Raw genomic sequence first — 26322 nt, forward strand, 5'->3', positions numbered from 1 at the left:
GCCGGCCCTTCGATCACCTCGAGCGCTTACTGGTGCGCGTGGTGGGTGGCGGTCAGGCGCCGCATCATCGGCAGCACGGCCAGCGCGATCAGGGTGCAGGCCACGGCGGCGATGCCCAGCTTGTTGAACAGGCTGGTGTAGATCGGCAGGGTCTGCAGCGGGTCGGTCATGCCTTGCGGGACGCTGGCCAGGTTGGCGACCACGCCGCCCAGGTACTGCGAGATGCCGGTGGCCACGAAATAGGCGCCCATCATGAAGCCGCCCATGCGGGCCGGGACGTAACGCGCGACCATCGCCAGGCCCAGGCCCGAGACCAGCAGCTCGCCCAGCGAATACAGGCCGTAGCCGGCGATCATGATCCACGACGAGGTCAGGCCATTCACGGCGAAGGAGCCGGCGAAGCCGTAGGTGAAGAAGCCGAGCGCCACCACCGAGAAGCCCAGGGCGAACTTGCCGGCGATCGAGAGATCGGAGCCGGTGCGGCCGGCGCGTGCGTACATGAATGCCAGGACCGGGCTCAGCACCATGATCCAGATCGCGTTCAGGGCCTGGAACTGGGCCGGCGACCAGGTCCACAGGTGGCTGCCCAGCACGGTAAATTCGAGGTCGACGTTACGCAGCGCGAACAGCGACAGCGAGGTCGACATCTGCTGGTAGAAGATGAAGAAGAACACGGTCTGCAGGGTCAGGATCAGCGCCGCGATCAGGCCGGCGCGCTCGCTCGGCACGCTCTTCCTGATCAGGTGCGCGAAGATGCCCAGCACTACGATGCCGGCCAGGTAGACGAAGATGCGCGCCAGGCTCTGGTACTGCAGGATCAAGGCCGAGACGCCGACGGCGACCACGCCGCCCGCCAACACCATGCCGAGCTTGCCCATGTCCAGCGGCAGTTCGTCCGGCTGGGAACCGACGTGGCGGATGGTGGCGCGCATCATCATCACGGTCAACAGGCCGACCACCAGGCCGACGCTGCAGACGGCGAAGGCCACGTGCCAGCCCAGTTCGTTGCCGTAGGTGGCGTTGACATAGTCCTTGATCGCCGGAGTGGCCAGCATCGAGATGGTCGAGCCGACGTTGACGGCCATGTAGTAGATGGTGAAGGCGCTGTCGATCTTCGAGTCGTCGCCTTCATAGATCTTGCGCACCAGGTTGGCGGTGTTCGGCTTGAACAGGCCGTTGCCGACCACGATCACGCCCAGGGCCGAGAACAGGAACCAGGTGTTTTCGGTCGGCACCGCCATCAGGGCGTAGCCGAGGGTCAGGATGATGCCGCCGAGGACCATGCAGCGGCGGGTGCCGAGCACCTTGTCGCCGATCCAGCCGCCGATGGCCGGCGCGACGTAGATCAGGGCCGCCGCGGCGCCCCAGACCAGGTTGGCGCGGCTGTCTTCGAAGCCGATGCGCTGCACCATGAAGTAGACGATGAGCGCCTGCATGCCGTAATAGCCGAAGCGCTCCCACAGTTCGATCAGCGCCACCGTCATGAACGAGCGGGTCTGGCTGTACGGCAGGATTTCCGTTTTCAATTTCTCTCCTTGTTGGATGAACTCGCGCCCGGCTCGTGGCCGGCGCAAGCGTTGCATGCTACGCCACGACAACGCAAGATGCAATGCTGAAAGTCGCCTTGTCTCCCTATGTGGGTGTCCGTACCGAAGGCCCAGCCTGCTCGCCTAGACTGGCGCCAGGGGAGAAGAACAAGGACGATCGATGACGACAGCGGTGGTGTTGGGAGGCGGCCTGGCCGGGCTGTCCTGCGCGGTGGCGCTGGCCGAACGCGGAATTGCGGTAACCGTGCTGGAAGCGGCCGACAGGCTGGGCGGAAGGGCGTCGAGCTGGCGCGACGAGGCGAGCGGCGACAGCGTCGACATCGGCCCGCACATCTTCCATTCCGAGTACCACAACATGCTCGGCTTCCTGGCCCGGCTCGGCAGCTCGCACCTGATCACCTGGCAGCCGAAGAAGGTCCTGACGCTGGCCTGCAAGCCGGACCCGCGTGCCCTGGTCCATGCGCCGCTGCCTGCGCCGCTGTCGCTGATGCCGAGCATGCTGTGCGTGCCCGGCCTGTCGGCGCGCGACTACCTGTCGATGATGAAGACCGGCTGGCGCGGCATGCGTTTCGGCGAGGAGCAGGTGCCCGAGCTGGACCGCATCGGCGCGCTCGACTTCTTCCGCAGCCAGGGCGTCAGCGAGCGCATGATCGACTGGTGGTGGCGCTTTGCCTCGATGGTGGTGACCAATGTGCCGCTCGAACGCTGTTCCGCCGCCGCGCTGATGCGCATCCATGCCCAACTGAGCGGTTACCGGGGCCTGCACTTCGGTTTCGCGGCGGTCGGGCTGGGCGAGCTCTACACGCTGCAGGCGACGCGCCTGGTCGAGGCTGCGGGCGGGCGGGTGCTGACCGGCACGGCTGCGCGCGCCCTGTGCGGAGACGGCCGGGTCGACGCCGTGCTGCTGGGCGACGGCACGCGCCTGGCCGCGGATGTCGTTGTCAGCGCGCTGCCGCCGCAGGCGCTGGCGCCGCTCCTGCCGCCGGCCTGGCGCCGCGCGGGCGTCTTTGCGCACCTGGACTGGTTCGAGCCGAGCCCGTATATCTGTTGCTACCTGTGGTTCGACCGCGACGTCAAGGCCGAGCGCTTCACCTCCCACCTGTGGTCGCCCCAACGACTCAATTACGACTTCTACGACCTGAGCCAGATCCGCCATGGCTGGGACGGAAGGCCGACGGTCATCGCCAGCAACATCATCTACAGCCACCGCGCCGAGCACATGGATGACGAAGCCATCGTGCGCGCCACCGTGGCGGAGCTGGCCGAGTTCGCGCCCGAGGCCGGCCGGGCGCGCCTGCTTCATGCGCGCGTGCACCGCGTGCCGATGGCCATTCCCTGTCCGCTGGTCGGTTTCGAGGAGCGCCGGCCGCCCCAGCGCACTCCCTTGCCGGGACTGGTGCTGGCCGGCGACTGGACCGCCACGCGCATGCCGTGCACGATGGAGGGGGCGGTCAAGTCGGGCGCGCTGGCGGCCGAAGTGGTACTGGAGGACCTGGGCCGGCCCGAACGGCTGGCGATCGAGGCGCGCATGTACGATGGCTTCGCGGGGATCGTGCGGCGGCTGGCGGCGCGCAGGCCGAAGGGGCAGCCCTGAGGCCTTGCCTGCGCCGCCATGCAGGGTCTGCGCGGGCAGCTCAGGCCGCCGCCCGCTCGGCCAGCAGCGTCAAGCAGGCATGCGCCGGCAGCGGTTTGCTGATGTAGTAGCCCTGGATCTCGTCGCACTGGTAGGCTTCCAGCGCGCGCAGGTGGCCGACCGTCTCGACGCCTTCGGCGACCACCTTCAGGTTCAGGCTGTGCGCCAGGCTGATCACTGCCTTGGTGATGGCGGCGTCGTCGCTGTCGGCCGGCAGGTCGCGCACGAACGTGCGGTCGATCTTCAGCGCGTCCAGCGGGAAGCGCTTCAGGTAGGCCAGGCTCGAGTAGCCGGTGCCGAAGTCGTCGACCGACAGGCGCATGCCCTGGGCCTTCAGGTCCGACAGGATCGCCACCGCCGCTTCGGGGTCGGCCATCAGCATCGATTCGGTCAGTTCGAACTCCAGGAGGCGCGGATCGATGCCGGCCGCGGCGACGATGGCGCGCACGGTCTCGGGCAGGCCGGCGTGCGCCAGCTGGCGCGCCGACAGGTTGATCGCCACCGGCGGCACCTGATCGAGCGTGGCGGACCATTCGCGCAGCTGGCGGCACACGTCGGCAATCACCCATTCGCCGACCGGCAGGATCATGCCGGTGTCTTCCAGGATCGAGATGAATTCGAGCGGCGACACCAGCCCGCGTTCCGGGTGGCGCCAGCGCAGCAGGGCCTCGAAGCCGCTGACCGCGCCGCTGTCCAGGCGCAGCTTGGGCTGGTAGTGCAGCTCGAACTCGCCGCGCTCGAGCGCCAGGTGCAGGTCGGTCTCGATCTGCAGGCGCCGGGTGGCGGTCTCGTGCATCTCGGCCAAGAAGAAGCGGTAGTTGTTACGGCCGCTGTTCTTGGCGCTGTACATCGCCGTGTCGGCGCTCTTGAGCAGGGCCGAGGCGGAGGCGCCGTCCTCCGGATAGCCGGCGATGCCGACGCTGGCCGACACGAACAGCTGCTGGCCTTGCAGCATGAAGGGCCGGGCCAGCGCTTCGACGATGCGCTGGGCGACCGCCTCCGCATCGGCCGGGCCTGCGAGCTGCGGCAGCACCACGGCGAATTCGTCGCCGCCCAGGCGCGCCACGACGTCGCCCGCGCGCGCGCAATCCTGCAGGCGGCGGCTGGCCTGGGCCAGGAGTTCGTCGCCGACGCTGTGCCCCATCATGTCGTTGACGCTCTTGAAGCGGTCGAGGTCGATGAACATCACGCCGGCACGCTGGCCCCGCGCGGCGGCGCCCGCGATCGCGTCCTCCAGGCAGCTCGCCAGGCGGTGCCGGTTCGGCAGGCCGGTCAGGGCGTCGTACTGGGCCAGGTAGGTCAGGCGGTTCTTCGCGTCCTCGCGCTCGATCGCGGTGGCGAGGATGTTGGCCAGGGCGTTCAGGAAGCCGTCCTCGTGCTCCTGGAAAGTGCGCTCCTCGGGCGCATAGACGCAGAGTGCGCCGTACAGGCGGTCGCGGCAGACGATGCAGACCTCGATGCTGCTGCCGGCGGCCTGCCGGCCGAGCAGGTCGGCGCCCCAGCGCGCCAGGCGCTCGGCCGAGGCGGGACCGGCGGCGTATTCGAAGCGCGTGCCGGCGACGGCATCGGGAAAACCGGGGCCGGCCTGCAGGGCTGCGCTGCCGGCACCGGCGTCGAAGCCGAACAGGGCGGCGTGACTGACCTGGAGGCCTTCGCAGGCGACCTGGGTGGCCATCTCGAACAGTTCCTGCAGCGGACCGGATTCGAGCGCCTTGCGTCCCAGGCGCGCGATCAGGCCCTGGCGCTTGCCGTTGTCGATGATCGCGTCCTCGAATTGCTTGCGTTCGGTGATGTCGAAGTCGATGCAGATGTACTTTTCGACGCCCCCCGCGTTGTCGAAGATCGGCACGACGGTGCGGTACCACTGGCGTTCGCCATCGCGCGCCGGGACCATCACTTCGCCGCGCCAGACATTGTCCGACGGCGTCCAGCCGCGGTTGCTCTGCGCCAGCGGCACGCCGACGCGCGCCAGTTCGGCGCCGACCAGTTCCTCGCGCGCATAGCCCGAGTGGCGCACGAACTGGTCGTTCACCGCCGTCACGCGGCCCTCGCGGTCGACCTCGCAGACGATGGCGGCCTGGTCGAGCGCGCTCTTGTGCTGGACCAGGGAATTCATCAGTTCGGCGATGCGCTGGCCGTACTGGTCGCGCATGCTGGCGGCGCTGCGGTTGACGGCCTGGATCGCCTCGCGGATCTCGAGCGGGGCGCTGGCGCTCAATGCCGCCTCGGCGCCGGCGTCCTGGTCGCCGTAGAAGCGCAGGCGCCCGAGGTTTTCGAGCCAGCGCGCCAGCAGGTAGCGCGCCAGCGCCAGGCTGGCCGCGAGGACGACCGCGGCCAGGCCGGCCGACTGCAGCAGCAGGGTCCACAGTTGCGCGGCGAGCTTGCGCTCGTCGAAGGAAAGGCGCAGCACGCCGTAGTCCTTGCCGCCGACCGTGACCACGCGGTTGACGTCGAACAGCTCGCGCCCGACGCGGCGCGTGAGCCAGTCCGGGGCCGGGGCGTTGCCCTCTTCGGCCTGTGCGTTCACACGGATCACGCCGCCGCCCAGGTCGATGAAGACGGCGCTGCGAAACGGCGACTGCACCATCATCGTGGCAAGGGTGCGCTTGACGGTGTCGTAGTCGCCGATCAGGGCGCTGTCCTCGACCGCCTGGGACGCGACCTCGACCAGGGTATTGGCCGCGTCCTGGGTCTCCTCGATATGCTGGAGGTACTGGTGGCGGTAGAACATGCCCAGGCCGACGCCGACGAAGACCAGCATGCTCAGCGCGAAGAGCGTGAACACGCGGCCCACGAGCGAGCGCGGCAACAGGAACAGGTGGAGACGCTTGAACATCGCGGCAGGCTCAGCGCAGTTCGGCCGGAGCGGCCTGGTAGAACCTGAGGTAGGCCGCATAGTCCGCATCGCTGGCAGGCACGAAGGACAGCAGCTCGGGCGCGTGGACCAGTTCCGACGACGCCTCGAGGATCTTGCGTCCTTCCGGGTCGCGGTGCATGTTGAGGAAGGCGTCGGCGACGGCGCGCACCTGCGCGGCCGGTACGCGCGGCGAGGCCATCAGCGCCAGGTCGTTGAACGGAGCCGAGCTCCACAGGATGCGGAAGCGCTTGTCCTCGCGTCCGGCGTAGTTCTGCACCAGTTGCGAGTTCGCGCCCGCCGCCCTGGCGCGGCCGCTGAAGAGCTGGGTGAAGGCGGCGTCCATGTTGCCGGCAAACGCCACCGTCACCGGCACGTTCTGGCGCAGCAGCTGGGCATAGGTCACCTTGTAGGCGATCAGCGCTTCCGGTCCCGGGAAGACAACGGTGCTGTTGGCCAGGTCGGCCAGGTGCCGGATCGGGGAGTCGGCGGGAACGACGATCTGGGCGCGCACGGGTTCGGCATTGCGGCGGCCGAACACGGTCCAGCCCATCTTGCTGCGCTCGGGGCTGAACAGGTGGTTGGTGAAGGCGAAGTCGACTTCCTTGGCCAGTACATAGCTGGTGGTGTCGGCCGATGTGCGGCCGAGCTTCAGATTCAGGCGCACGCCGCTCTTGCTCGACACATAGCGCACGATCGGATTCCAGAAACTGGCCGAGACCTGCAGGTTGTACTGGTTGACCGGCGAGAAGTTGTAGGTCGGGGGCTCGGCGGCCACGCTGTTGCTAGAAAGCAACGAAGACAGGAGCAGGGCGAGGCCTGCGCGGAGGATCGTACGCATGATATTGGGGGTGAGGGAGTCGAGAGGCACGGGAATGCAGGGGAGTGCACCCGTAAAATGACTATAACATATTTCGTACAGACAATGCTTGTGAGCAATATTTTAACATTGCAGTTTTGGAACCGGGCTGTGGCGTGTGCTGCCAGGCAGGCTGCCGGTGTGGTGTCGATGCGCGGGCCGATGCCGGCAGTCGGCATGTGGCCGGGACGGTGGCCTCGAACGTGGCGGCAGGGGCCAGCCCGTGCGCGCTTGCCCGGTTTCGCCGGTCCATGCGCGTCAGGTCAACGGGGGGATTGGCAGGGTGAAAACGCGTGACCGGGAGATCGTCGGCGCGCCGACGCGGTAAAGGCGGCAGGCATCAGCCTGCCGGGTGAGAAATCGTGCGTGTGCGCCGCCCAGCCATCGTTCGTTGGCAACGACATTGCCCGGCGCGATCACGAAGCCAGGGGGAGGCTCGCCAGGGCCATCCCGCACGGTCGCGGCGTCGGGAGCACCGCGTGCACGCGCGCGGCGCAGGCACCGGTGCTGCGGGTGCAGCCGTTCACGCTGCGGCCAGGGGAGACTGGTCGCGGCTGGCTCAGAACTGCTCGTCCGGCCGCAGGTAGCGCCACTGGCCCTGCGGCAGTTCGCCCAGCTTGACGCGGCCGATGCGCACGCGCTTCAGGCCCACGACCTTCAGGCCGACCATCTCGCACATGCGGCGGATCTGGCGCTTCTTCCCTTCGCGCAGGGTAAAGCTGAGCTGGTCCTCGTTCTGCCAGCGCACCTTGGCCGGCAGCAGCGGTTTGCCGTCCATCCAGAGGCCGTGGTTCAGCTTCTTGAGGTCGCTGTCGGGCAACTTCCCCGGCCTGGTGTACTGCACGCGCACCAGGTATTCCTTCTCGATCGAGGTGTCCTGGCCGATCAGCTGCTTGGCGATGCGGCCGTCCTGGGTCAGCACCAGCAGGCCGACCGAGTCGATGTCGAGGCGGCCGGCAGGCACCAGCGAACGCAGCTGGGTCGGATGGAAGTTCTCCTCGGACGGGTCCTCGGCCCAGCGGTTCTCCGGCTTGATCAGGGCAACCGCCGGGGTGTAGCCGTCTTCGGCCTGGCCGCTGACATAGCCGACCGGCTTGTTGACCAGGATGGTCACGCGCTTGGACTGCTCGGCCGCGGCCTGGCGCTCGACCGTGATGCGCTGGGAAGGCAGCACCTTGCTGCCCAGTTCGGAGACGACCTTGCCGTCGACCCGCACCCAGCCCCGGGCGATCCATTCATCGGCTTCGCGGCGCGAGCACAGGCCGAGTTCGGACATACGTTTGGACAGGCGGAGCGGTTCGGTCATAAGGCAAAAACAAAAAAAAGAGAAAAAATCAGATGGCCAGCGCGTCGAGCAGCTCGGTCTCGAGCTGGACCTGCACGCGCGGGTTGTTCAGGTTGGGGCCGTCGATCAGGAACACGTCCTCGACGCGTTCGCCCAGGGTCATGATCTTGGCGGTGTGCAGATTGATGCGGTAGCGCGTCAGCACGTTGGCGATCGCATACAGCAGGCCGGTGCGGTCGTGGGCGGCGATCGAAAGCAGGTAGTGCTGGCCCCGCTCGTCCGGCCTCAGGTCGACGGTGGGCGTGATCGGGAAGTGGCGCGACAGGCGCGACAGGCGGGCGCGCGTCGGCGCCGGCAGCGGCGCGCCTGACAGCAGCAGCGCGCACAGCTCGTGCTCGATCAGGCTGATGATGTCGCGATAGTGCTTGGCGAAGTTTTCCTCGGTGACGAGGAAGGTGTCGAGCGCATAGCCGTCGCGCGTGGTGTGGATCTTGGCGTCGAGGATGCTGAAGTTCTTGCGGTCGAAATAGCTGCAGATGCGCGCGAACAGGTCGGGCTGGTCCTTGATGTAGACCGTCACCTGCAGGCCTTCGCCGATCGGCGCCAGGCGCGCCTTCACCACGGGCTTCGCGCTTTTCATCTTGTCGTGCAGGCAGCGCGTCTGCCAGGCGATGTCGGAGGCGTCGTGGCGCAGGAAGTAGACGACGTCGAGCTGGTCCCAGAGCGCCTCGTGGGCGTCGCTCGGCAGCCCGAACAGGCGCAGCGTGGCCAGGGCCTCCTGTTGGCGCATGCGCAGTTCGCGGTCGGTCGAGTGCGGCTCGCCTCCGAGCACGCGCAGGGTGATGCGGTACAGGTCTTCCAGCAGCTTGGCCTTCCAGGCGTTCCAGACCTTCGGGCTGGTGCCGCGGATGTCGGCCACGGTCAGGAGGTAGAGCGCGGTCAGGTGGCGCTCGTCCTTGACCACGTTGGCAAAGGCCTGGATCACGTCCGGGTCCGACAGGTCCTGCTTCTGGGCCACCTGCGACATGGTCAGGTGCTGCTCGACCAGGAAGACGACCAGTTCGGTGTCGTCTTCCGATAAGCCATGGTCGCGGCAGAACGCGAAGGCGTCGACGCGCCCGAGTTCGGAATGGTCGCCGCCGCGGCCCTTGGCGATGTCGTGGAACAGGGCGGCCACGTACAGCAGCCAGCGGTCGCGGAAGTTCGCGATTAGCTGGCTGCAGAACGGGTATTCGTGGGCGTGTTCGCTCATCGTGAAGCGGCGCAGGTTACGCACCACCATCATGATGTGCTGGTCCACCGTGTAGACGTGGAAGAGGTCGTGCTGCATCTGGCCGACGATGCGGCGGAAATTCGGCAGGTAGCGCCCCAGCACGCCGAAATCGTTCATGCGCCGCAGCGCGTGCACCAGGCCGACCGGCGCCTTCAGGATGCGCAGGAAGTGCGCCTTGTTGGCCGGGTCGGCGCGGAAAGCCTCGTCGATCAGGTTGCGCGCATGCCAGAGCGCGCGCATGGTGCGCGCGGTCATGCCCTTGATGTCGGGATGCGCGGTCATGGCGACGAAAATCTCGAGCACCGCCGAGGGATGGGTCTCGAAGGTGTCGTCGCGCGCGATGTCGATGAAACCGTTGATGTTGTAGAAGCGGTTGTTGAAGCGCTCGTCGAGCGGCACCGGCACCGAGGGCTGCGGGAACAGTTGCGCCTCGATGTTCTGCAGCAGGATGGTGTTGAGCTGGGTGACCGTCTTGGCGGCCCAGTAGTAGCGCTGCATCAGGTATTCGCTGGCGCGCCGCGCGCCGGGACCGGGCGCATCGCTGGCCAGGCCGAACGATTCGGCGATCGCGGTCTGGACGTCGAACAGCAGGCGGTCCTCGCGCCGGCCCGTCTGCAGGTGCAGGCGCACGCGGATGTCCTTGAAGGCGCGCTCTTTTTCCATCAGCTGGCGCGCCTCCACGCGCGTGACCAGGCCGCGCGTGGCCAGTTGGCCCCAGGAGTTCGCCAGGCCGGCCGCTTTCGCCACCCACAGGATTACCTGCAGGTCGCGCAGGGCGCCCGGGCTCTCCTTGCAGTTCGGCTCCAGCGCGAAGGCCGTGTACTCGTATTTCGCGTGGCGCAGGCGCATCTCGGCGGTCTTGGCCTGGAAGAAGGCGCGCGGGTCGAGCGCCTCGCGGTAGCGCTTCTGGAGCTGGGCGAACAGGGCGGCGTCGCCACTCACCAGGCGCGCCTCCAGCAGGCTGGTCTGGACCGTGATGTCGGCGGCGGATTCGACCAGGCATTCGTCGACCGTGCGGATGCTGTGGCCGATTTCCAGCCCCAGGTCCCACAAGAGCTGGACCAGGTGTTCCAGCCTGGTCCGGGTGGCCGCGTCGGGCGGGGCGCCGAGCAGGATCAGGACGTCGACGTCGGAATGCGGGAACAGCTCGCCGCGCCCGTAGCCGCCCACGCCCACCAGGGCGGTATTCGCCGGCAGGGCGGCCGCGCGCCAGGCCTCGACCAGGATGCCGTCGACGCAGCGGCGCAGGCTGCGCAACAGCTTCTCGGGCCGGTCGTCGCGCCGGAAGCGCTCGAACAGCGCCTGGCGTTCGGCCTTCAGGCGCTGCCTCAGTGCGGGCCTGGCCTCATCGAGCAGCACGGCGGTCATGGCGTCGCTCCGTCGCTCAGGCCGGAACGGCGGTTTTGGCCAGTACGATGGCCGGCGGCGGCGGGGTACCCGCGGACATCGTCAGCACTTCGTAGCCGGTCTCGGTCACGAGGATCATGTGTTCCCACTGGGCCGAGAGGCTGCGGTCCTTGGTCTTGATGGTCCAGCCGTCCGGCAGGGCCTTGATCTCGCGGCGGCCGGCGTTGATCATCGGCTCGATGGTGAAGATCATGCCCGGCTCGAGCCTTTCCAGCGTGCCTGGCTTACCGTAGTGCAGCACTTGCGGCTCTTCGTGGAACACACGGCCGATGCCGTGGCCGCAGAACTCGCGCACCACGCTGTAGCCGTTCTTCTCGGCGTGCTGCTGGATCACGTGGCCGATGTCGCCCAGATGGGCGCCGGGTTTGACTTTCGAGATGCCCAGCCACATGCACTCGTAGGTGACTTCCGCCAGGCGCTTGGCCATGATCGACGGTTTGCCGACAAAGAACATGCGGCTATTGTCGCCGTGGAAGCCGTCCTTGGTGATGACGGTGACGTCGATGTTCATCACGTCGCCGTCCTTGAGCGGCTTGTCGTTCGGGATGCCGTGGCAGATCACGTCGTTGAGCGAGGTGCAGACCGATTTCGGGAAGGGCGGATAGCCAGGCGGCGCGTAGTTCAACGGCGCCGGCGTGGTGCCCTGCACGTTGACCATGTATTCGTGGCACAGGCGGTCGAGCTCGGCCGTGGTCACGCCCGGCTTCACGAAAGGCGTGATGTAGTCGAGCACTTCGGCGCCGAGGCGGCCGGCGATGCGCATGCCTTCGATTTCTTCCGGGGTTTTGATGGAGATGGACATAAAAAGACTCGGTAAAGCGAAATGATCGTATTTGGTAACAGGGCGTAACAGCTGGGTTGCAATGACGCACGCTGCAATATTCTTGACATTATAAGTTATGTACGGCAGCGACGTGACCTGCCCTCGGGGGAAGGTCCCGGGAAAGGCCGGGACGGCCGGCAGCGCGGTCAGGCGGCAGGCCTGCAAGAAGCTTGAAATACGGGCCGAATCCCGCTAGAATCTCGGGTTGCTTGGACTCTGGTCCGGTAATGTTGTCAAAGTAGTCTATTTTTTTATTCAAATCGCGAATGCGACCGCCATAGGGTGCCCTCGAGGTGACTGGTCGTTATTCAAGAATTTAACCCTGGAGAATTACATGTCCGTTACTATGCGCGAAATGCTGGAAGCCGGTATCCACTTCGGCCACCAGACCCGTTTCTGGAACCCGAAAATGGCGCCGTTCATCTTCGGTCATCGCAACAAGATCCACATCATCAACCTGGAAAAAACCATGGCGATGTACCAGGATGCGATGAAGGTCGTCAAGCAGATCTCGGCAAACCGCGGCACCATCCTGATGGTCGGCACCAAGCGCCAGGCCCGCGACATCATCGCCGCTGAAGCACAGCGCGCCGGTGTTCCTTACGTCGACCAGCGCTGGCTGGGCGGCATGCTGACCAACTTCAAGACCATCAAGACCTCGATCAAGCGCCTGAAGGACATGGAAGCGCAGGTCGAATCGGGTGAAGTCGAGAAGCTGTCGAAGAAAGAAGCGCTGATGTTCTCGCGCGAAATGGAAAAGCTGCAGAAGTCGATCGGCGGCATCAAGGACCTGGGCGGCATCCCTGACGCGATCTTCGTCGTCGACGTCGGCTACCACAAGGGCGCCATCACCGAAGCCGGCAAGCTGGGCATCCCGGTCATCGGCGTGGTCGATACCAACCACTCGCCGGAAGGCGTCACCCACGTGATCCCGGGTAACGACGACTCGTCGAAGGCGATCACCCTGTACGCACGCGGCGTTGCCGATGCGATCCTGGAAGGCCGCGCCAACGCCACCAACGAAGTCGTTGAGATGGTCAAGGCCGGCGGCGACGACTTCGTCGAAGTCTCCGAGCAGGCGTAAGGGCAAGGCAGGCCCCGCGCCTGCCTTGGCTTACACACTCTCTAAGGGGTGCCGGTAATCTGAGCACCCCTTTTTTCAAGCAAAAAGAATACCCCCAGGCGGGCGCCGCGTTGACTGGCGGCCGCATCTTAGGACTCACATTTAGGAGAATACACATGGCAGCGATTACTGCAGCGATGGTCGGCGAACTGCGCGCGAAAACCGACGCACCGATGATGGAATGCAAGAAGGCACTGACCGAAGCCGAAGGCGACATGGCACGTGCCGAAGAGATCCTGCGCGTCAAGCTGGGCGGCAAGGCATCGAAGGCATCGTCGCGCATCACCGCCGAAGGTGTGGTGGCAACCTACATCGCCGGCAACGTCGGCGCGCTGGTCGAAATCAACAGCGAAACCGACTTCGTCGCCAAGAACGAAGAATTCCTGGCCATGGCCAACCTGGCAGCCAAGCTGGTCGCCGAGCAGAACCCGGCGGACGTCGCCGCCCTGGCAGCCCTGTCGGCTGGCGAAGGCAAGACCTTCGACGAAGTGCGTACGGCACTGATCGGCAAAATCGGTGAGAATATGACCGTGCGCCGCTTCCAGCGTTTCGAAACCACCGGCAAGCTGGCTTCCTACCTGCACGGCACCCGTATCGGCGTCATGGTCGAGTACGAAGGCGCGGACGAGCAGGTCGGCAAGGACGTGGCAATGCACATCGCTGCGATGAAGCCGGTTGCTCTGTCGGCTGAGCAAGTGCCTGCTGAACTGATCGAGAAAGAGCGTTCGGTCGCCGAACTGAAAGCCAAGGAAGACGCCGAGAAGGCCGCCGCCGAAGGCAAGCCGGCCCAGTCGCCGGAAATCCTGGCCAAGCGCCTGGAAGGCTCGGTTCAGAAGTACCTGAAGGAAGTGTCGCTGCTGAACCAGGCGTTCGTGAAGAACGACAAGCAGTCGGTCGAGCAGATGCTGAAGGCCGCCAACACCACGGTGAAGGCATTCACGATGTACGTCGTGGGCGAGGGCATCGAGAAGAAGGTCGACGACTTCGCAGCAGAAGTGGCAGCGCAAATGGCTGCCAACAAGCAGTAATACGAAAGCGGGCCGCAAGGCCCGTTTTTTTAACCGTCTGTTTTATTGCAGGCGGTTTTGTAGGGTGGACACCTGTGTCCACGCGGTGATACCTGGCCGGGCGCTCATCCGGCACGCGATCGGAGCCGATAGCCCGTGGCAAGATCAGCGCGTGCGTTTGCCTCGGTAATGGCCATTGGGCGCATGTCCTGGCCGGCGCCCGCGCTGCGGCTTTCATGTGCCCGACAGCGTGGACACAGGTGTCCACCCTACAATGGCGCGCAGCCCGTGCGCGCCTGTTTCACCGCCATCTGTACATTGCAGATGAGGCCGCCAGCCACGAACCGGCAGCCGGAACCGAATTCGAATCAACACAACAGGAGCCCGCTTCATCATGACAAAACCAGCCTACCAACGAGTCCTCCTTAAACTGTCTGGCGAAGCGCTGATGGGCGACGATCCGTTCGGCATCAACCGCGCCACCATCGATCGCATGGTGGCCGACGTGGCGGAAGTGGCGAAGCTGGGCGTCGAGCTGGCGGTCGTGATCGGCGGCGGCAACATCTTCCGCGGCGTCGCCCCTGGCGCCCAGGGCATGGACCGCGCCACCGCCGACTACATGGGCATGCTGGCGACCGTCATGAACGCCCTGGCGCTGGCCGACGCCATGCGCCATGTCGGCATCACCGCGCGCGTGATGTCGGCCATCGGCATCGAGCAGGTGGTCGAGCCCTACGTGCGTCCGAAAGCGCTGCAGTACCTGGAAGAGGGCAAGGTCGTCGTGTTCGCCGCCGGCACCGGCAACCCCTTCTTCACCACCGACACCGCCGCCGCGCTGCGCGGTTCGGAAATCTCGGCCGAGATTGTTTTGAAGGCAACCAAGGTCGATGGCGTATATACTGCCGATCCGAAGAAAGATCCGCATGCGACGCGCTACGAGTCGATCTCGTTCGACGAAGCCATCGCCAAGCACCTGCAGGTGATGGACGCGACCGCGTTCGCCCTGTGCCGCGACCAGAAGCTGCCGATCAAGGTGTTTTCCATCGTCAAGCCGGGCGCGCTCAAGCGCGTGATCATGGGCGAAGACGAGGGTACACTGGTACACGTTTGATTTAACTCTGAATTACCCAAGAACAGGAGAGCAGCATGTCCTTAGCTGACGTGAAGAAGAACGCGCAAGAGCGCATGACGAAGTCGTTGGAGACCCTGAGGGCCGACCTGGCCAAGGTCCGCACCGGCCGCGCCCACACCGGCATCCTCGACCACGTGATGGTCGAGTACTACGGCGCGCCGACGCCGCTGAGCGGCGTCGCCAACCTGACCCTGCTCGACGCCCGCACCATCGGCGTCCAGCCTTACGAAAAGAAGATGCTGAGCACGATCGAAAAGGCGATCCGCGACGCCGACCTGGGCCTGAACCCGTCGACCTTCGGCGAGCTGGTCCGCGTTCCGACGCCGCCGCTGACCGAAGAGCGCCGCAAGGAAATGGTCAAGCTGTGCAAGTCGGAAGCCGAAGACGCGAAGATCGCCGTGCGTAACATCCGCCGCGACGCCAACGAGCAGCTCAAGAAGATGGTGAAGGACAAGACCGCCTCGGAAGACGACGAGCGCCGCGCCTCGGACGAGATCCAGAAGCTGACCGACAAGTTCGTCGCCGACATCGACAAGCTGGTCGCCGAGAAGGAAAAGGAAGTCCTGACCGTCTAAGCGAGGTAGAGTTGGCCGGTTAACAGCATCCCAGGCTTTTCGCCCGGCATGCTGTTACCTGACCCGGCTGCCGCCCGGCCGTTTTTTCACCCGGCCGGGCGCTTCGCTTTATTTGTCGTATCACCGTCATGGCAATGGATTTATGATTTTCAAGAGTTCGACGACTGCAGTACCCGATGTGCCGGCCGTCCCGCGCCATATCGCGATCATCATGGATGGCAATGGCCGCTGGGCGACCAAGCGCCTGCTGCCACGCGTGGCCGGGCATGTGAAGGGCGTCGAAGCGGTGCGCGGCGTGGTCGAGGCCTGCGTGCTGCGCGGCGTCGAGTACCTCACGCTGTTCGCGTTTTCGTCCGAAAACTGGCGCCGTCCGGCCGAGGAAGTCTCGCTGCTGATGCGCCTGTTCGTCACCGCGCTCGAGCGCGAAGTGGCAAAGATGCACGCCAACGACATTCGCCTGAAAGTGGTGGGCGACCTGTCCCGCTTCGACCCGAAGCTGCAGGACATGATCGCCAATGCCGAGCGCAAGACCGCCGGCAACAAGCGCCTCACGGTCTCGGTCTGCGCCAACTATGGCGGCCGCTGGGACATCATGCAGGCCACCAGCAAGATGGTTGCCGCCAATCCCGGCACCACCGAATACACGGAAGAGATGCTGGCGCCGCACCTGGCCATGGCCTATGCGCCGGAACCGGACCTGTTCATCCGCACCGGCGGCGAAGAGCGCATCTCGAACTTCCTGCTGTGGCAGCTGGCGTATTCCGAGCTGTACTTCACCGACACCTTCTGGCCGGACTTCTCGGCCGAGTCCCTGGACGCGGCCATCGCGTCTTACCAGAGCCGCGAGCGGCGTTTCGGCCGCACCGGCGAACAAGTAGCGAACAATACCTGATGCTGAAAACCCGGATCATCACCGCGCTCGTGCTGCTGGCAGTCCTGCTGCCGGTCCTGTATTCCAACAATTTCACAGCCTTCGCGGTAGTGGCGACCGTCTTCTTCGGCGCCGCGATCTGGGAATGCTTCCGTCTCTTCAACCCGGGCTCCAGCAAGGCGCTCATCGTGGCCGCCTTCTGGACCGCCGCCTTTGCCTGGGCTTTCTTTGGCCCGAACGACAGCAACCCGCTCTTCTGGTTCGCCATCTCGCTGCTGCTGTGGGCGCTGCGTTTCGCGCCCTCGCTGAAGGTCGGCCTGCCGCCGCTCGATTCCACCGCGAATACCCTGCTCAGCGTGGTGTATGCGGTGTCCCTGGTCGGCTGCTTCGCGGCGATCGTCGCGCTGTTCTCGTATTCGCCGCTCTACCTGCTGTCGGTGATGGCCATCGTCTGGGCCGCCGACATCTTCGCCTACTTCTCGGGCAAGGCCTTCGGCAAGCGCAAACTCGCGCCGTCGATTTCGCCTGGCAAGTCCTGGGAAGGCGCCATCGGCGGCGGCATTGCCGTGCTGGTCATCGCCACCCTGGTGGTCGTGTTCGGCCGCGAGGCGCTGGCGAACACCTTCCCGGTGCGCGTGCAGGCCAGTCTCGGCTGGGCCGCCATGTACGCCATCCTGGTCCTGATCGTCGCCGCCAGCATCGTCGGCGACCTCTTCGAATCCCAGCTCAAGCGCCGCGCCGGCATGAAGGACAGCAGCAAGCTGCTGCCCGGCCATGGCGGGGTGCTCGACCGGATCGACGCCCTGGTTCCGGTACTGCCGCTGGCGGCACTGATCGGCGCCTGGCTGTAAGGAGTTTCACATGCAACGCATCACCATCCTGGGCGCCACCGGCTCCATCGGCGTCTCGACCCTCGACGTGCTCGCGCGTCACCCCGACAAGTACCAGGTCTACGCGCTGAGCGCGCACAGCCGCGTGGCCGAGCTGGCCGCGCAGTGCCGCAAGCATCGTCCCGCGCGCGCCGTCGTCGGCACGGCCGAGGCGGCGGCCGAACTGGCGCGCCTGCTGGACGGCGTGGCGGTCGACATCGCCTGGGGCGAAGCGGCCCTGTGCGAGATCGCCAGCGCGCCCGATACCGACACCGTGATGGCGGCCATCGTCGGCGCCGCCGGCCTGGCCCCGACCCTGGCCGCCGCGCGCGCCGGCAAGAAGGTGCTGCTGGCGAACAAGGAAGCCCTGGTCATGTCCGGCCAGCTCTTCATGGACGCCGTGCGCGAACACAAGGCCACGCTGCTGCCCATCGACAGCGAACACAACGCAATCTTCCAGTCGCTGCCGGCGAACTATGCGCGCGAGCCGAACGCCGCCGGCGTGGCGAAGATCCTGCTGACCGCATCCGGCGGCCCCTTCCTGCACCGCGCCGTGGAGACGCTCGAGGCCGTCACGCCCGAGGAGGCCTGCAAGCACCCGAACTGGTCGATGGGCCGCAAGATCTCGGTCGACTCGGCCACCATGATGAACAAGGGCCTGGAAGTGATCGAGGCGCACTGGCTGTTCGGCGCGCCGGCCGACCTGATCGAGGTCGTGATCCATCCGCAAAGCGTGATCCACTCGATGGTGTCCTACGTCGACGGTTCGGTGCTGGCCCAGCTCGGCAACCCGGACATGCGCACTCCGATCGCGCATGCCCTCGCTTTCCCCGAGCGCATCGGTTCCGGCGTCGCCCAGCTCGACCTCACCAGCATGGCAGCCCTGCAATTCCACCGGCCGGACTACGCGCGCTTCCCCTGCCTGGCGCTGGCCTTCGCGGCCCTGCGCGCCGGCGGCACCGCGCCCGCCCTGCTGAATGCCGCCAACGAAGTGGCGGTCGCCTCCTTCCTCGAGCGCCGCATCGGTTTCCGCGACATCGACCGCGTCATTGCACGCGTGATGGACGAGAACGAACATGGCGCGGCGCATGACATCGAGGCCGTGATGGCGCAGGATGAACGTGCGCGCGCGGCGGCGCGGCAGATCGTCGACGGCATCGTGCGCCACTAGGCGTACGACGTACGCAACCGGCTCAACCAAGCGGAACCGAACATCATGAACTTCCTCTACACGGCGGTGGCCTTCCTGCTCGCGCTGGGGCCGCTCATCATCTTCCACGAGCTCGGCCACTACCTGGTCGCACGCCTGTGCGGCGTGAAGGTGCTGCGCTTTTCGGTCGGCATGGGCAAGGTCGTCTGGTCGCGCCGTTTCGGCCGCGACCAGACCGAATGGGCGGTGTCGGCCCTGCCGCTGGGCGGCTACGTCCAGATGCTCGACGCCCGCGACCCGGCCACCGCGCCGAAGAGCGAGGCCGAGCTGGCGCGCGAATTCACCCGGCAGGGCGTCTGGAAGCGCATCGCCATCGTCGCGGCCGGTCCGATCGCCAACTTCCTGCTGGCCATTGCCTTGTTCGCTGCGCTGTTCATGCACGGCACCCAGGAGCCGGCCACCAAACTGGCGGCGATGGCCGCCAACACGCCCGCGTATGCGGCCGGCCTGCGCGGCGGCGACGAGATCCTTGCCGTGAACGGCGAGCCGGTCCAGTCCTTCTCCGAGCTGCGCTGGGCCGTGACCCACCTGGCCGTGGACCGCGAAGCGGCGCGTCTCGACGTCAGGGGCGCCAACGGCAGCCAGTACGCAGCCACCATTCCGGCCAGCGCCTTCGGCGCGGTGGACCCCGAGGGCGACGTGATGAGCGCGCTCGGCATCGAGGTCTGGGTCGGCATGGCCAAGGTCGGGCAGGCCGTCGAAGGCGGCCCCGGCGCGCGCGCCGGCCTGCGCCCGGGCGATGTGGTCGAGGCGGTCGACGGCAAGCCGCTGGTCGACGCCGCCGACTTCGTGCGCACCGTGCGCGCGGCGCCGGAACGCACGCTGCAGCTGCAGGTGCGCCGCGACGGCGCGCTGCTGTCGCTGCCGCTCACGCCGGAACGCGATGCGCAAGGGCAGGGCGTGGCCAAGGTCCAGCTGGCGCCCGCGGTCGGTTTCGTGACGGTGCAGGACGGCCCGATTGAAGCCCTGCAGAAGGGCGCGCGCCGCACCTGGGAGATGACGGCGCTGACCTTCAAGATGATCGGCAAGATCGTCACCGGCCAGGCTTCGCTGAAGAACGTGACCGGTCCGCTGACGATTGCCGACTATGCCGGACAGACAGCGCGCATGGGCCTTGCCACGTTTTTGGGCTTTATCGCGGTGGTCAGCGTGAGCCTGGGTGTAATGAATCTGTTACCAATTCCAGTGCTGGATGGTGGCCATTTGCTGTATTATTCGCTGGAAGTTTTGACCGGGCGTCCCCTGTCCGAGCGAATCCAGGCATTCGCTCAACGCGCAGGGGTAGGCCTGCTGTTCATGCTGATGGCGCTCGCCGTCTTCAATGACCTGGGAAGGTTGCTCTGACTTTTCCGCGGCACCGGCAAACAAGAATATGTATGTTGTCCAATGACTGACCCGTTGATTTAGCCAATGAATTCACAACCAGATCGTTTTGCCCTGCCGTTCATTCGCCGCAGCCTGATCGGCGCGGCCGTGCTGGCGCTGTGCGCCGGCCCTGCGTTTGCCGTCAACCCGTTCGTCGTGAAGGACATCCGGATCGAAGGCATCCAGCGGACCGAAGCCGGCACCGTGTTCACCTATCTGCCGGTGCGCGTGGGCGAGACCTTCGATGACGAGAAGAGCATCACGGCGATCAAGGCGCTGTATGCGACCGGCTTCTTCAAGGACATCCGCCTGGAAGAAGAAAACGGCGTGCTGGTGGTGCTGGTCGAGGAACGTCCGGCGATCGCCAACGTCGATTTCACCGGCGCCAAGGAATTCGAGAAGGACATGCTGGTCAAGGCCCTCGGCGAGATCGGCGTGGGCGAGACCAAGATCTACGACAAGTCCGCGGTCGACCGCGCCGAGCAGGAACTGAAGCGCCAGTATCTCTCGCACGGCCTGTACGGCGTGAAGATCACCACTACCGTCACCCCGATCGAACGCAACCGCGTCAACGTGATGTTCAACGTCGACGAAGGCGAGGTCGCGCGCATCAAGCAGATCAACATCGTTGGCAACAAGGTCGTCTCGGACAAGGAAATCCGCGAGCTGCTGCAGCTCTCGACTTCCGGCTGGTTCACCTGGTACTCGAAGGCCGACCAGTATTCCAAGACCAAGCTGACCGGCGACCTCGAAGCGATCAAGTCCTACTACCTGGACCGCGGCTATCTCGAGGCGAACGTCGAATCGACCCAGGTCGCGATCACGCCGGACAAGAAGGACATCTACCTCACCATCAATATCACCGAAGGCGAGAAGTACACCGTCTCGGACATCAAGCTCGACGGCGAGATGTTCGGCCGCGAGGAAGAACTGCGCCAGCTGATCCTGCTCCAGCCGGGCAAGACCTATTCGGGCGCCCTGCAGGAAGCCTCGGTCAAGCGCATCGCCGAGCGCCTCGGCAACTTCGGCTACGCCTTCGCCAACGTCAACGCCGACCCGCAGCTGAACCGCGAAAAGCGCGAAGTCGCCTTCACCTTCGTGGTCGACCCGGGCAAGCGCGCCTACGTGCGCCACATGAACATCGCCGGCAACACCGTCACCCGCGACGAAGTGATCCGTCGCGAATTCCGCCAGTTCGAAAGCTCGTGGTACGACGCCAGCAAGGTCAAGCTCTCGCGCGACCGCGTCGACCGCCTCAGCTACTTCAAGGACGTGAAGGTCGAGACCCCGGAATCGCCGGGCACCACCGACCAGGTCGACGTCAACCTGACGGTCGAGGAAAGGCCGACCGGTAACTTCATGATCGGCGGCTCGTTCTCGCAGGCCGAGAAGTTCACCTTCACGGCCTCGATCCAGCAGGCCAACTTCGCCGGCAGCGGCAACACCGTCGGCATCGACCTGAACACCTCGAAGTACAGCCGGACGATCGCGTTCTCGCAGACCAACCCTTACTTCACCGACGACGGCATCTCGCGCGCCTTCCAGCTCTACTACCGCACGACGCGTCCGCCGCTCTCGAACATCGGTTCGTACACGGTGCGCCAGACCGGCGGCAACCTGACCTTCGGCGTGCCGTTCTCGGAAACCGACACCGTCTTCTTCGGCGCCGGCCTGGAACGCACCACGCTGACCACCGACGAGACCAGTCCGGCGCTGTACCGCCAGTTCGTGGCGCAGAACGGCGGCCCGAGCGACCCAGGCAGCGACCTGTTCGGCGTGGGCACCGGCAAGAGCATGTCGATCCCGCTGACCGTGGCCTGGGGCCGCGACAGCCGCGACAGCGCGCTGACCCCGAGCATCGGCCGCTACCAGCGCGCCAACCTCGAGATTGACGTGTTCGGCGACGCCAAGTACTACCGCGCGGTCTACGAACACCAGTGGTACCGTCCGCTGACGACCTGGATGACCCTCGCCGTGCGCGGCGAGTTCGACTACGGCAAGGGCATCGGCAAGGACGCCTACCCGGTCTTCAAGAACTTCTACGCCGGCGGCATCGGCTCGGTGCGCGGCTACGAGAGCTCGACCCTGGGCGTGGTCGATCCGGTCTACGGCGACGCCATCGGCGGCTCCAAGCGCGTGATCGGCAACGTCGAGCTGCAATTCCCGTTCCCGGGCAGCAGCAAGGACCGCAGCCTGCGCTGGTTCACCTTCGCCGACGGCGGCCAGGTGTTCCAGGAGGACAGCCCGATCCGCCTGAAGGAACTCCGTTACTCGGCGGGTATCGGCCTGTCCTGGATTTCGCCGGTCGGCCCGCTGCGCCTGTCGTTTGCCAAGCCCCTGAACGCGAAGCCGGGCGACCAGCTCGAACGCTTCCAGTTCCAGATGGGGACGGGCTTCTGAGGTCCCCTGGAGCGTCACCCTTTTCACTGCGGAGAACCATGTTGAAAACTCTAAAAGCCTTGCCCGGGACACTGCTGCTGGCAGCCCTGTGCGCCGCTCCGCTGGCCCAGGCGCAAACGGCGCCGAGCCGCATCGGCTTCGTGTTCACCGAACGCCTGATGACCGAATCGAAGATGGCCAAGGCGGCCGATGCCAAGATCCAGGCCGAATTCTCGAAGCGCCAGAAGACGACCGAGGAAATGGTGGCGAAATTCAAGCAGATGAGCGAGAAGTTCGACGCCGACGCCCCGCGCCTGACCGACATCGAGCGCACCCGCCGCGCGCGCGAACTGTTCGACATGGAAAAGGACGTGCAGCGCATGCAGCGCGAGTTCCAGGAAGACCTGTTCCAGCGCAAGAGCGAAGAGCGCGCGGCCATCGCCCAGAAGGCCTACAAACTGATCGAACAGATCGCCGAGCAGGAAAAGCTCGACGCCGTGCTGCAGGAAGCGGCGTGGTCGAGCCCGCGCATCGACATCACCGACAAGATCCTGAAACTGCTGGACAAGTAAGACTTTGGAACAATCGAAACCCTCCCGTGGCGTGCGCCTGGGCGACCTGGTGGAACGCTTCGGCGGCCAACTCGTCGGCAATGCCGACCTCGTCGTATCAAGCATCGCGCCGCTCGACAGCGCCGGCGCCAGCCAGATCAGCTTTCTCTCGAACAGCAAGTTGCGCGCCCTGGCCGGGCAAAGCACGGCCGCGGCCCTGATCCTGTCGCCGCTCGACGATCCGACGGTCGCCGCCACCTACGCCGGCAGCCGCATCGTCACCACCAATCCCTACGCCTACTTCGCGCGCGTGGCCCAGTACTTCGTCTCGCTCGAAGAACAGGCGCCGGCCCCGGGCATCCACCCGAGCGCGGTGGTCGACCCGGCCGCGCAGGTCGACGCCAGCGCCCACATCGGGCCACACGTCACCATCGAGGCCGGCGCCGTCGTGAAAGCGAACGTCGTGATCGACCACGGCTGCTTCGTCGGCCGCGACGCGGTGATCGGCGAGGGCACGCGCCTGTTCGCCAACGTCACCTTCCACCGCCAGTGCGTCATCGGTGCGCGCGGCATCATCCACTCGGGCGCGGTGATCGGCGGCGACGGTTTCGGCTTCGCTGTCGAATCCGGGGTCTACCTGAAGATTCCTCAGACCGGGCGCGTGGTGATCGGCGACGACGTCGACATCGGCTCGAACACCTCGATCGACCGCGGCGCCCTGGCCGACACCGTCATCGAAGACGGCGTCAAGCTGGACAACCAGATCCAGATCGGCCACAACTGCCACATCGGCGCGCACACGGCGATGGCCGGCTGCGTCGGCGTGGCCGGCAGCGCGAAGATCGGCAGCCGCTGCACCTTCGGCGGCGCCGCCATGGTGCTGGGCCACCTCGAGATCGCCGACAACGTGCACATCTCGTCGGGCTCGATGGTCTCGCGCTCGGTGCTCGAACCGGGCCAGTACACGGGCTTCTATCCGCTCGCGAAAAACGCCGAATGGGAGAAGTCGGCCGCGATCGTACGCAACCTCAATTCCATGCGCGAGAAGATCCGCACGCTGGAAAAAACAATTAAAAAGCTTTCAGAACAAAATGACGACTAACACCGAAAAGATCACCCTCGACATCAACGGCATCAAGGAATACCTGCCGCACCGCTATCCGCTGCTGCTGGTGGACCGCGTGCTCGACGTCGAGCTGGGCAAGCGCATCACCGCCATCAAGAACGTCACCGCCAACGAGGAATTCTTCAACGGCCACTTCCCGCACAAGCCGGTCATGCCGGGCGTGCTGATGATCGAGGCAATGGCCCAGACCGCGGCGATCCTGTCGTTCATGACCATGAACGTGAAGCCGGACGAGAATTCGGTCGTGTACTTCGTCGGCATCGACAACGCCCGCTTCAAGCGTCCGGTCGAACCGGGCGACCAGCTCAAGATGGATGTCGAGATCCTGCGCGTCGCGCGCGGCATCTGGAAATACAAGGCAGTCGCCACCGTCGACGGCAAGGTCGCCGTCGAGGGCGAACTGATGTGCACCATTCGTGGCGCCGCCGAGGGGACCATGAAGGGCCAGTCGAAAGGTGATTCGGGAACGGAGCAGTAATGAGCAAGATTCATCCTAGCGCAATCGTCGACCCGCAGGCCGAGCTGGACAGCTCGGTCGAGGTCGGCCCGTATTCGATCATCGGTCCGAACGTGCGCATCGGCGCGCGCACCGTGGTCGGGCCGCACGTGGTCATCGAAGGCCACACGACGATCGGCGAGGACAACAAGTTCTTCCAGTTCTGCTCGATCGGCGCCGCGCCGCAGGACAAGAAGTGGAAGGGCGAGCCGACCCGCCTGGAAGTCGGCAACGGCAACACCATTCGTGAGTTCGTCACATTCAACCTGGGCACGGCCCAGGACGAGGGCGTGACCCGCCTGGGCGACGACAACTGGATCTCGGCCTACGTCCACCTGGCGCACGACTGCCAGGTCGGCAGCCACACGATCTTCTCGAACAATGCGCAATTGGCCGGCCACGTGCACGTGGGCGACCACGCCATCCTGTCCGGCTATGCCGGCGTCCACCAGTTCTGCAAGATCGGCGCCCATGCCTTCATCGGCATGTACACCAGCCTGACCCAGGACGTGCCGCCTTTCGTCATGGTCTCCGGTAACCCGGCGGCCGCGCGCGGCATCAATATCGAGGGCCTGAAGCGCCGCGGTTTCAGCCGCGCCCAGATCGACGGCATCCGCGCCGCCTACAAGCACCTCTACCGCTCGGGCCTGACGCTGGAAGAAGCGAAGGCGGCGCTGGAGCAGGAAGAGGGCGCTTCGCCCGAAGCGGCCGGCGACATCCGTTCGGTACGCGACTTCCTCGGGACGATCACCCGTGGCATCGTCCGCTGATGCACCTCGCCCGGACATCTCGCTAGCCCTGGTCGCCGGCGAGGTGTCCGGCGACATGCTCGCCGCACGCCTGCTCGCAGGGCTGCGTCCCCATCTTCCGAACGCGCGCTTCCACGGCATCGGCGGCCCGCGCATGATCGAGCAGGGGCTGGTGTCGGACGTGCCGATCGAGACGCTCACCGTGCGCGGCCTGTTCGAGATCATCCCGCGCTACCGCGAAATCAAGGGTATCCAGAACCGCCTGCGCGACCGCCTGCTGGAAGAACGGCCGGCCGCTTTCATCGGCGCCGACTACCCGGGCTTCAACCTCGGACTCGAGGAGCAGCTGCGCGCCGGCGGCATTCCGACCGTGCACTTCGTCGGCCCCCAGATCTGGGCCTGGCGCGGCGGACGCATCAAGAAGATCAGGCGCGCGGTCTCGCACATGCTGGTGATCTTCCCCTTCGAAGAGCAGATCTACCGCGACGCCGGCGTGCCGGTGACCTACATCGGCCATCCACTGGCGGAGACCATCCCGCTCGTGCCCGACACGGTGGCGGCGCGCACGGCGCTCGGCCTGCCCGCCAACGCGCGCGTGGTGACGGTCATGCCGGGCAGCCGCATGGGCGAACTGAAATACCTGGCCGAGACGTTTGTCCGCGCAGCGGATTTGCTTGCAAGGCGCGATCCCGGCCTGACTTTCGTCGTGCCGATGGCCGGTGCGAAGCAGCGCGCCTATTTCGACGAGATCGTCGCGAAGGCCGGCCTGCAGGACGTGGCCTTGACCATCATCGACGGCCAGTCGCACACCGCCATCGCGGCTGCCGACGCCGTGCTGGTAGCGTCCGGCACGGCCACGCTGGAGGTGGCGCTGCACAAGAAGCCGATGGTCATCGCCTACCGGGTGATGCGCGCGTCCTGGGAAATCATGCGCCACATGGGCTACCTGCCCTGGATCGGACTGCCGAACATCCTGGCGCGCGACTTCGTCGTGCCCGAGTACCTGCAGCATGCGGCCACCCCGGAAGCCCTGGCCGACGCCGTCTGGCAGCAGCTGAACGACACGGCGCTGCGCGACCGCCTGGCCCAGCGCTTCCTTGAGATGCACCACAGCCTGCTGCGCAACAGCGCGCAGGAGAGCGCGCAGGCGGTCCTGGGCGTCATCGGATCGCGCGCGTAGAATACGCA

21 protein-coding genes are annotated in these 26322 nt (G+C 65.9%); 15 read left to right on the plus strand and 6 right to left on the minus strand.

The annotated features are described in order from the left end of the window. Positions 1-26 precede the first annotated feature (26 nt). Positions 27-1484: a peptide MFS transporter gene (locus ACSUZJ_RS10980; protein WP_499416513.1), complete on the minus strand. Its 1458-nt coding sequence runs from the start codon at positions 1482-1484 to the stop codon at positions 27-29. A gap of 223 nt (positions 1485-1707) precedes the next feature. Between ACSUZJ_RS10980 and ACSUZJ_RS10985 the strand changes: the two genes are divergently transcribed. Continuing rightward, positions 1708-3141: a hydroxysqualene dehydroxylase gene (locus tag ACSUZJ_RS10985; RefSeq protein ID WP_499416018.1), complete on the plus strand. Its 1434-nt coding sequence runs from the start codon at positions 1708-1710 to the stop codon at positions 3139-3141. 40 nt (positions 3142-3181) lie between these two features. On the opposite strand, the gene ACSUZJ_RS10990 is transcribed toward ACSUZJ_RS10985, so the two are convergent. The 5 genes from ACSUZJ_RS10990 to map all read right to left on the minus strand — a co-directional run bounded on the left by ACSUZJ_RS10990 (position 3182) and on the right by map (position 11660). Beyond that, positions 3182-6016, minus strand: coding sequence for a sensor domain-containing protein (locus ACSUZJ_RS10990; protein WP_499416020.1), 2835 nt, complete (start codon positions 6014-6016; stop codon positions 3182-3184). A gap of 10 nt (positions 6017-6026) precedes the next feature. Next, positions 6027-6875 carry a phosphate/phosphite/phosphonate ABC transporter substrate-binding protein gene (locus ACSUZJ_RS10995; protein WP_499416022.1) on the minus strand — a complete coding sequence of 283 codons (849 nt, stop codon included), beginning with the start codon at positions 6873-6875 and terminating at the stop codon, positions 6027-6029. Positions 6876-7452: 577 nt separating this feature from the next. Then, positions 7453-8199, minus strand: coding sequence for a pseudouridine synthase (locus ACSUZJ_RS11000; RefSeq protein ID WP_499416024.1), 747 nt, complete (start codon positions 8197-8199; stop codon positions 7453-7455). A gap of 28 nt (positions 8200-8227) precedes the next feature. Next, positions 8228-10819, minus strand: a complete 2592-nt coding sequence (locus tag ACSUZJ_RS11005) for a [protein-PII] uridylyltransferase (protein ID WP_499416026.1) — start codon at positions 10817-10819, stop codon at positions 8228-8230. Between the two features lie 16 nt (positions 10820-10835). After that, the gene (map, locus tag ACSUZJ_RS11010) at positions 10836-11660 is read right to left on the minus strand and encodes a type I methionyl aminopeptidase (protein WP_499416028.1); all 825 of its coding nucleotides are present in this window, start codon (positions 11658-11660) and stop codon (positions 10836-10838) included. Between the two features lie 355 nt (positions 11661-12015). Between map and rpsB the strand changes: the two genes are divergently transcribed. From rpsB to lpxB, 14 genes are all read left to right on the plus strand, one after another. After that, positions 12016-12765, plus strand: a complete 750-nt coding sequence (gene rpsB, locus ACSUZJ_RS11015) for a 30S ribosomal protein S2 (protein ID WP_499416029.1) — start codon at positions 12016-12018, stop codon at positions 12763-12765. 155 nt (positions 12766-12920) lie between these two features. Next, positions 12921-13832: a translation elongation factor Ts gene (tsf, locus tag ACSUZJ_RS11020; protein ID WP_499416031.1), complete on the plus strand. Its 912-nt coding sequence runs from the start codon at positions 12921-12923 to the stop codon at positions 13830-13832. A 373-nt stretch (positions 13833-14205) separates the two neighbouring features. Next, positions 14206-14922: a UMP kinase gene (pyrH, locus tag ACSUZJ_RS11025; protein WP_312549657.1), complete on the plus strand. Its 717-nt coding sequence runs from the start codon at positions 14206-14208 to the stop codon at positions 14920-14922. A gap of 35 nt (positions 14923-14957) precedes the next feature. Further along, on the plus strand, positions 14958-15518 hold the full coding sequence (gene frr / locus ACSUZJ_RS11030) for a ribosome recycling factor (protein WP_499416033.1): 561 nt from the start codon (positions 14958-14960) through the stop codon (positions 15516-15518). 142 nt (positions 15519-15660) lie between these two features. Next, positions 15661-16410, plus strand: a complete 750-nt coding sequence (gene uppS, locus ACSUZJ_RS11035; RefSeq protein WP_499416035.1) for a polyprenyl diphosphate synthase — start codon at positions 15661-15663, stop codon at positions 16408-16410. Beyond that, positions 16410-17240, plus strand: coding sequence for a phosphatidate cytidylyltransferase (locus ACSUZJ_RS11040; protein ID WP_499416037.1), 831 nt, complete (start codon positions 16410-16412; stop codon positions 17238-17240). The genes uppS and ACSUZJ_RS11040 overlap by 1 nt, the downstream gene beginning before the upstream one ends. Positions 17241-17250: 10 nt before the next feature. Continuing rightward, positions 17251-18429 (plus strand): 1-deoxy-D-xylulose-5-phosphate reductoisomerase, encoded by a 1179-nt coding sequence (gene ispC / locus ACSUZJ_RS11045; RefSeq protein WP_499416039.1) that lies wholly within the window; start codon positions 17251-17253, stop codon positions 18427-18429. Positions 18430-18474: 45 nt separating this feature from the next. Next, positions 18475-19812 (plus strand): RIP metalloprotease RseP, encoded by a 1338-nt coding sequence (rseP, locus tag ACSUZJ_RS11050; protein WP_499416041.1) that lies wholly within the window; start codon positions 18475-18477, stop codon positions 19810-19812. A gap of 66 nt (positions 19813-19878) precedes the next feature. After that, complete coding sequence (gene bamA, locus ACSUZJ_RS11055) at positions 19879-22233, plus strand: outer membrane protein assembly factor BamA (RefSeq protein ID WP_499416043.1); 2355 nt, start codon at positions 19879-19881, stop codon at positions 22231-22233. Between the two features lie 38 nt (positions 22234-22271). After that, positions 22272-22784, plus strand: a complete 513-nt coding sequence (locus tag ACSUZJ_RS11060) for an OmpH/Skp family outer membrane protein (RefSeq protein WP_499416045.1) — start codon at positions 22272-22274, stop codon at positions 22782-22784. 4 nt (positions 22785-22788) lie between these two features. Further along, positions 22789-23865 (plus strand): UDP-3-O-(3-hydroxymyristoyl)glucosamine N-acyltransferase, encoded by a 1077-nt coding sequence (lpxD, locus tag ACSUZJ_RS11065; protein ID WP_499416047.1) that lies wholly within the window; start codon positions 22789-22791, stop codon positions 23863-23865. Further along, a complete protein-coding gene (gene fabZ, locus ACSUZJ_RS11070; RefSeq protein ID WP_499416049.1) occupies positions 23855-24367 on the plus strand; it encodes a 3-hydroxyacyl-ACP dehydratase FabZ in 513 nt (170 codons plus the stop codon). The genes lpxD and fabZ overlap by 11 nt, the downstream gene beginning before the upstream one ends. Further along, complete coding sequence (gene lpxA, locus ACSUZJ_RS11075) at positions 24367-25155, plus strand: acyl-ACP--UDP-N-acetylglucosamine O-acyltransferase (protein WP_499416051.1); 789 nt, start codon at positions 24367-24369, stop codon at positions 25153-25155. Before fabZ ends, lpxA begins: the two co-directional genes overlap by 1 nt. After that, complete coding sequence (lpxB, locus tag ACSUZJ_RS11080) at positions 25139-26314, plus strand: lipid-A-disaccharide synthase (protein ID WP_499416053.1); 1176 nt, start codon at positions 25139-25141, stop codon at positions 26312-26314. The genes lpxA and lpxB overlap by 17 nt, the downstream gene beginning before the upstream one ends. Positions 26315-26322: the final 8 nt, after the last annotated feature.

Source organism: Telluria sp. B2, assembly GCF_051789535.1.
Taxonomy (GTDB): domain Bacteria; phylum Pseudomonadota; class Gammaproteobacteria; order Burkholderiales; family Burkholderiaceae_D; genus Telluria.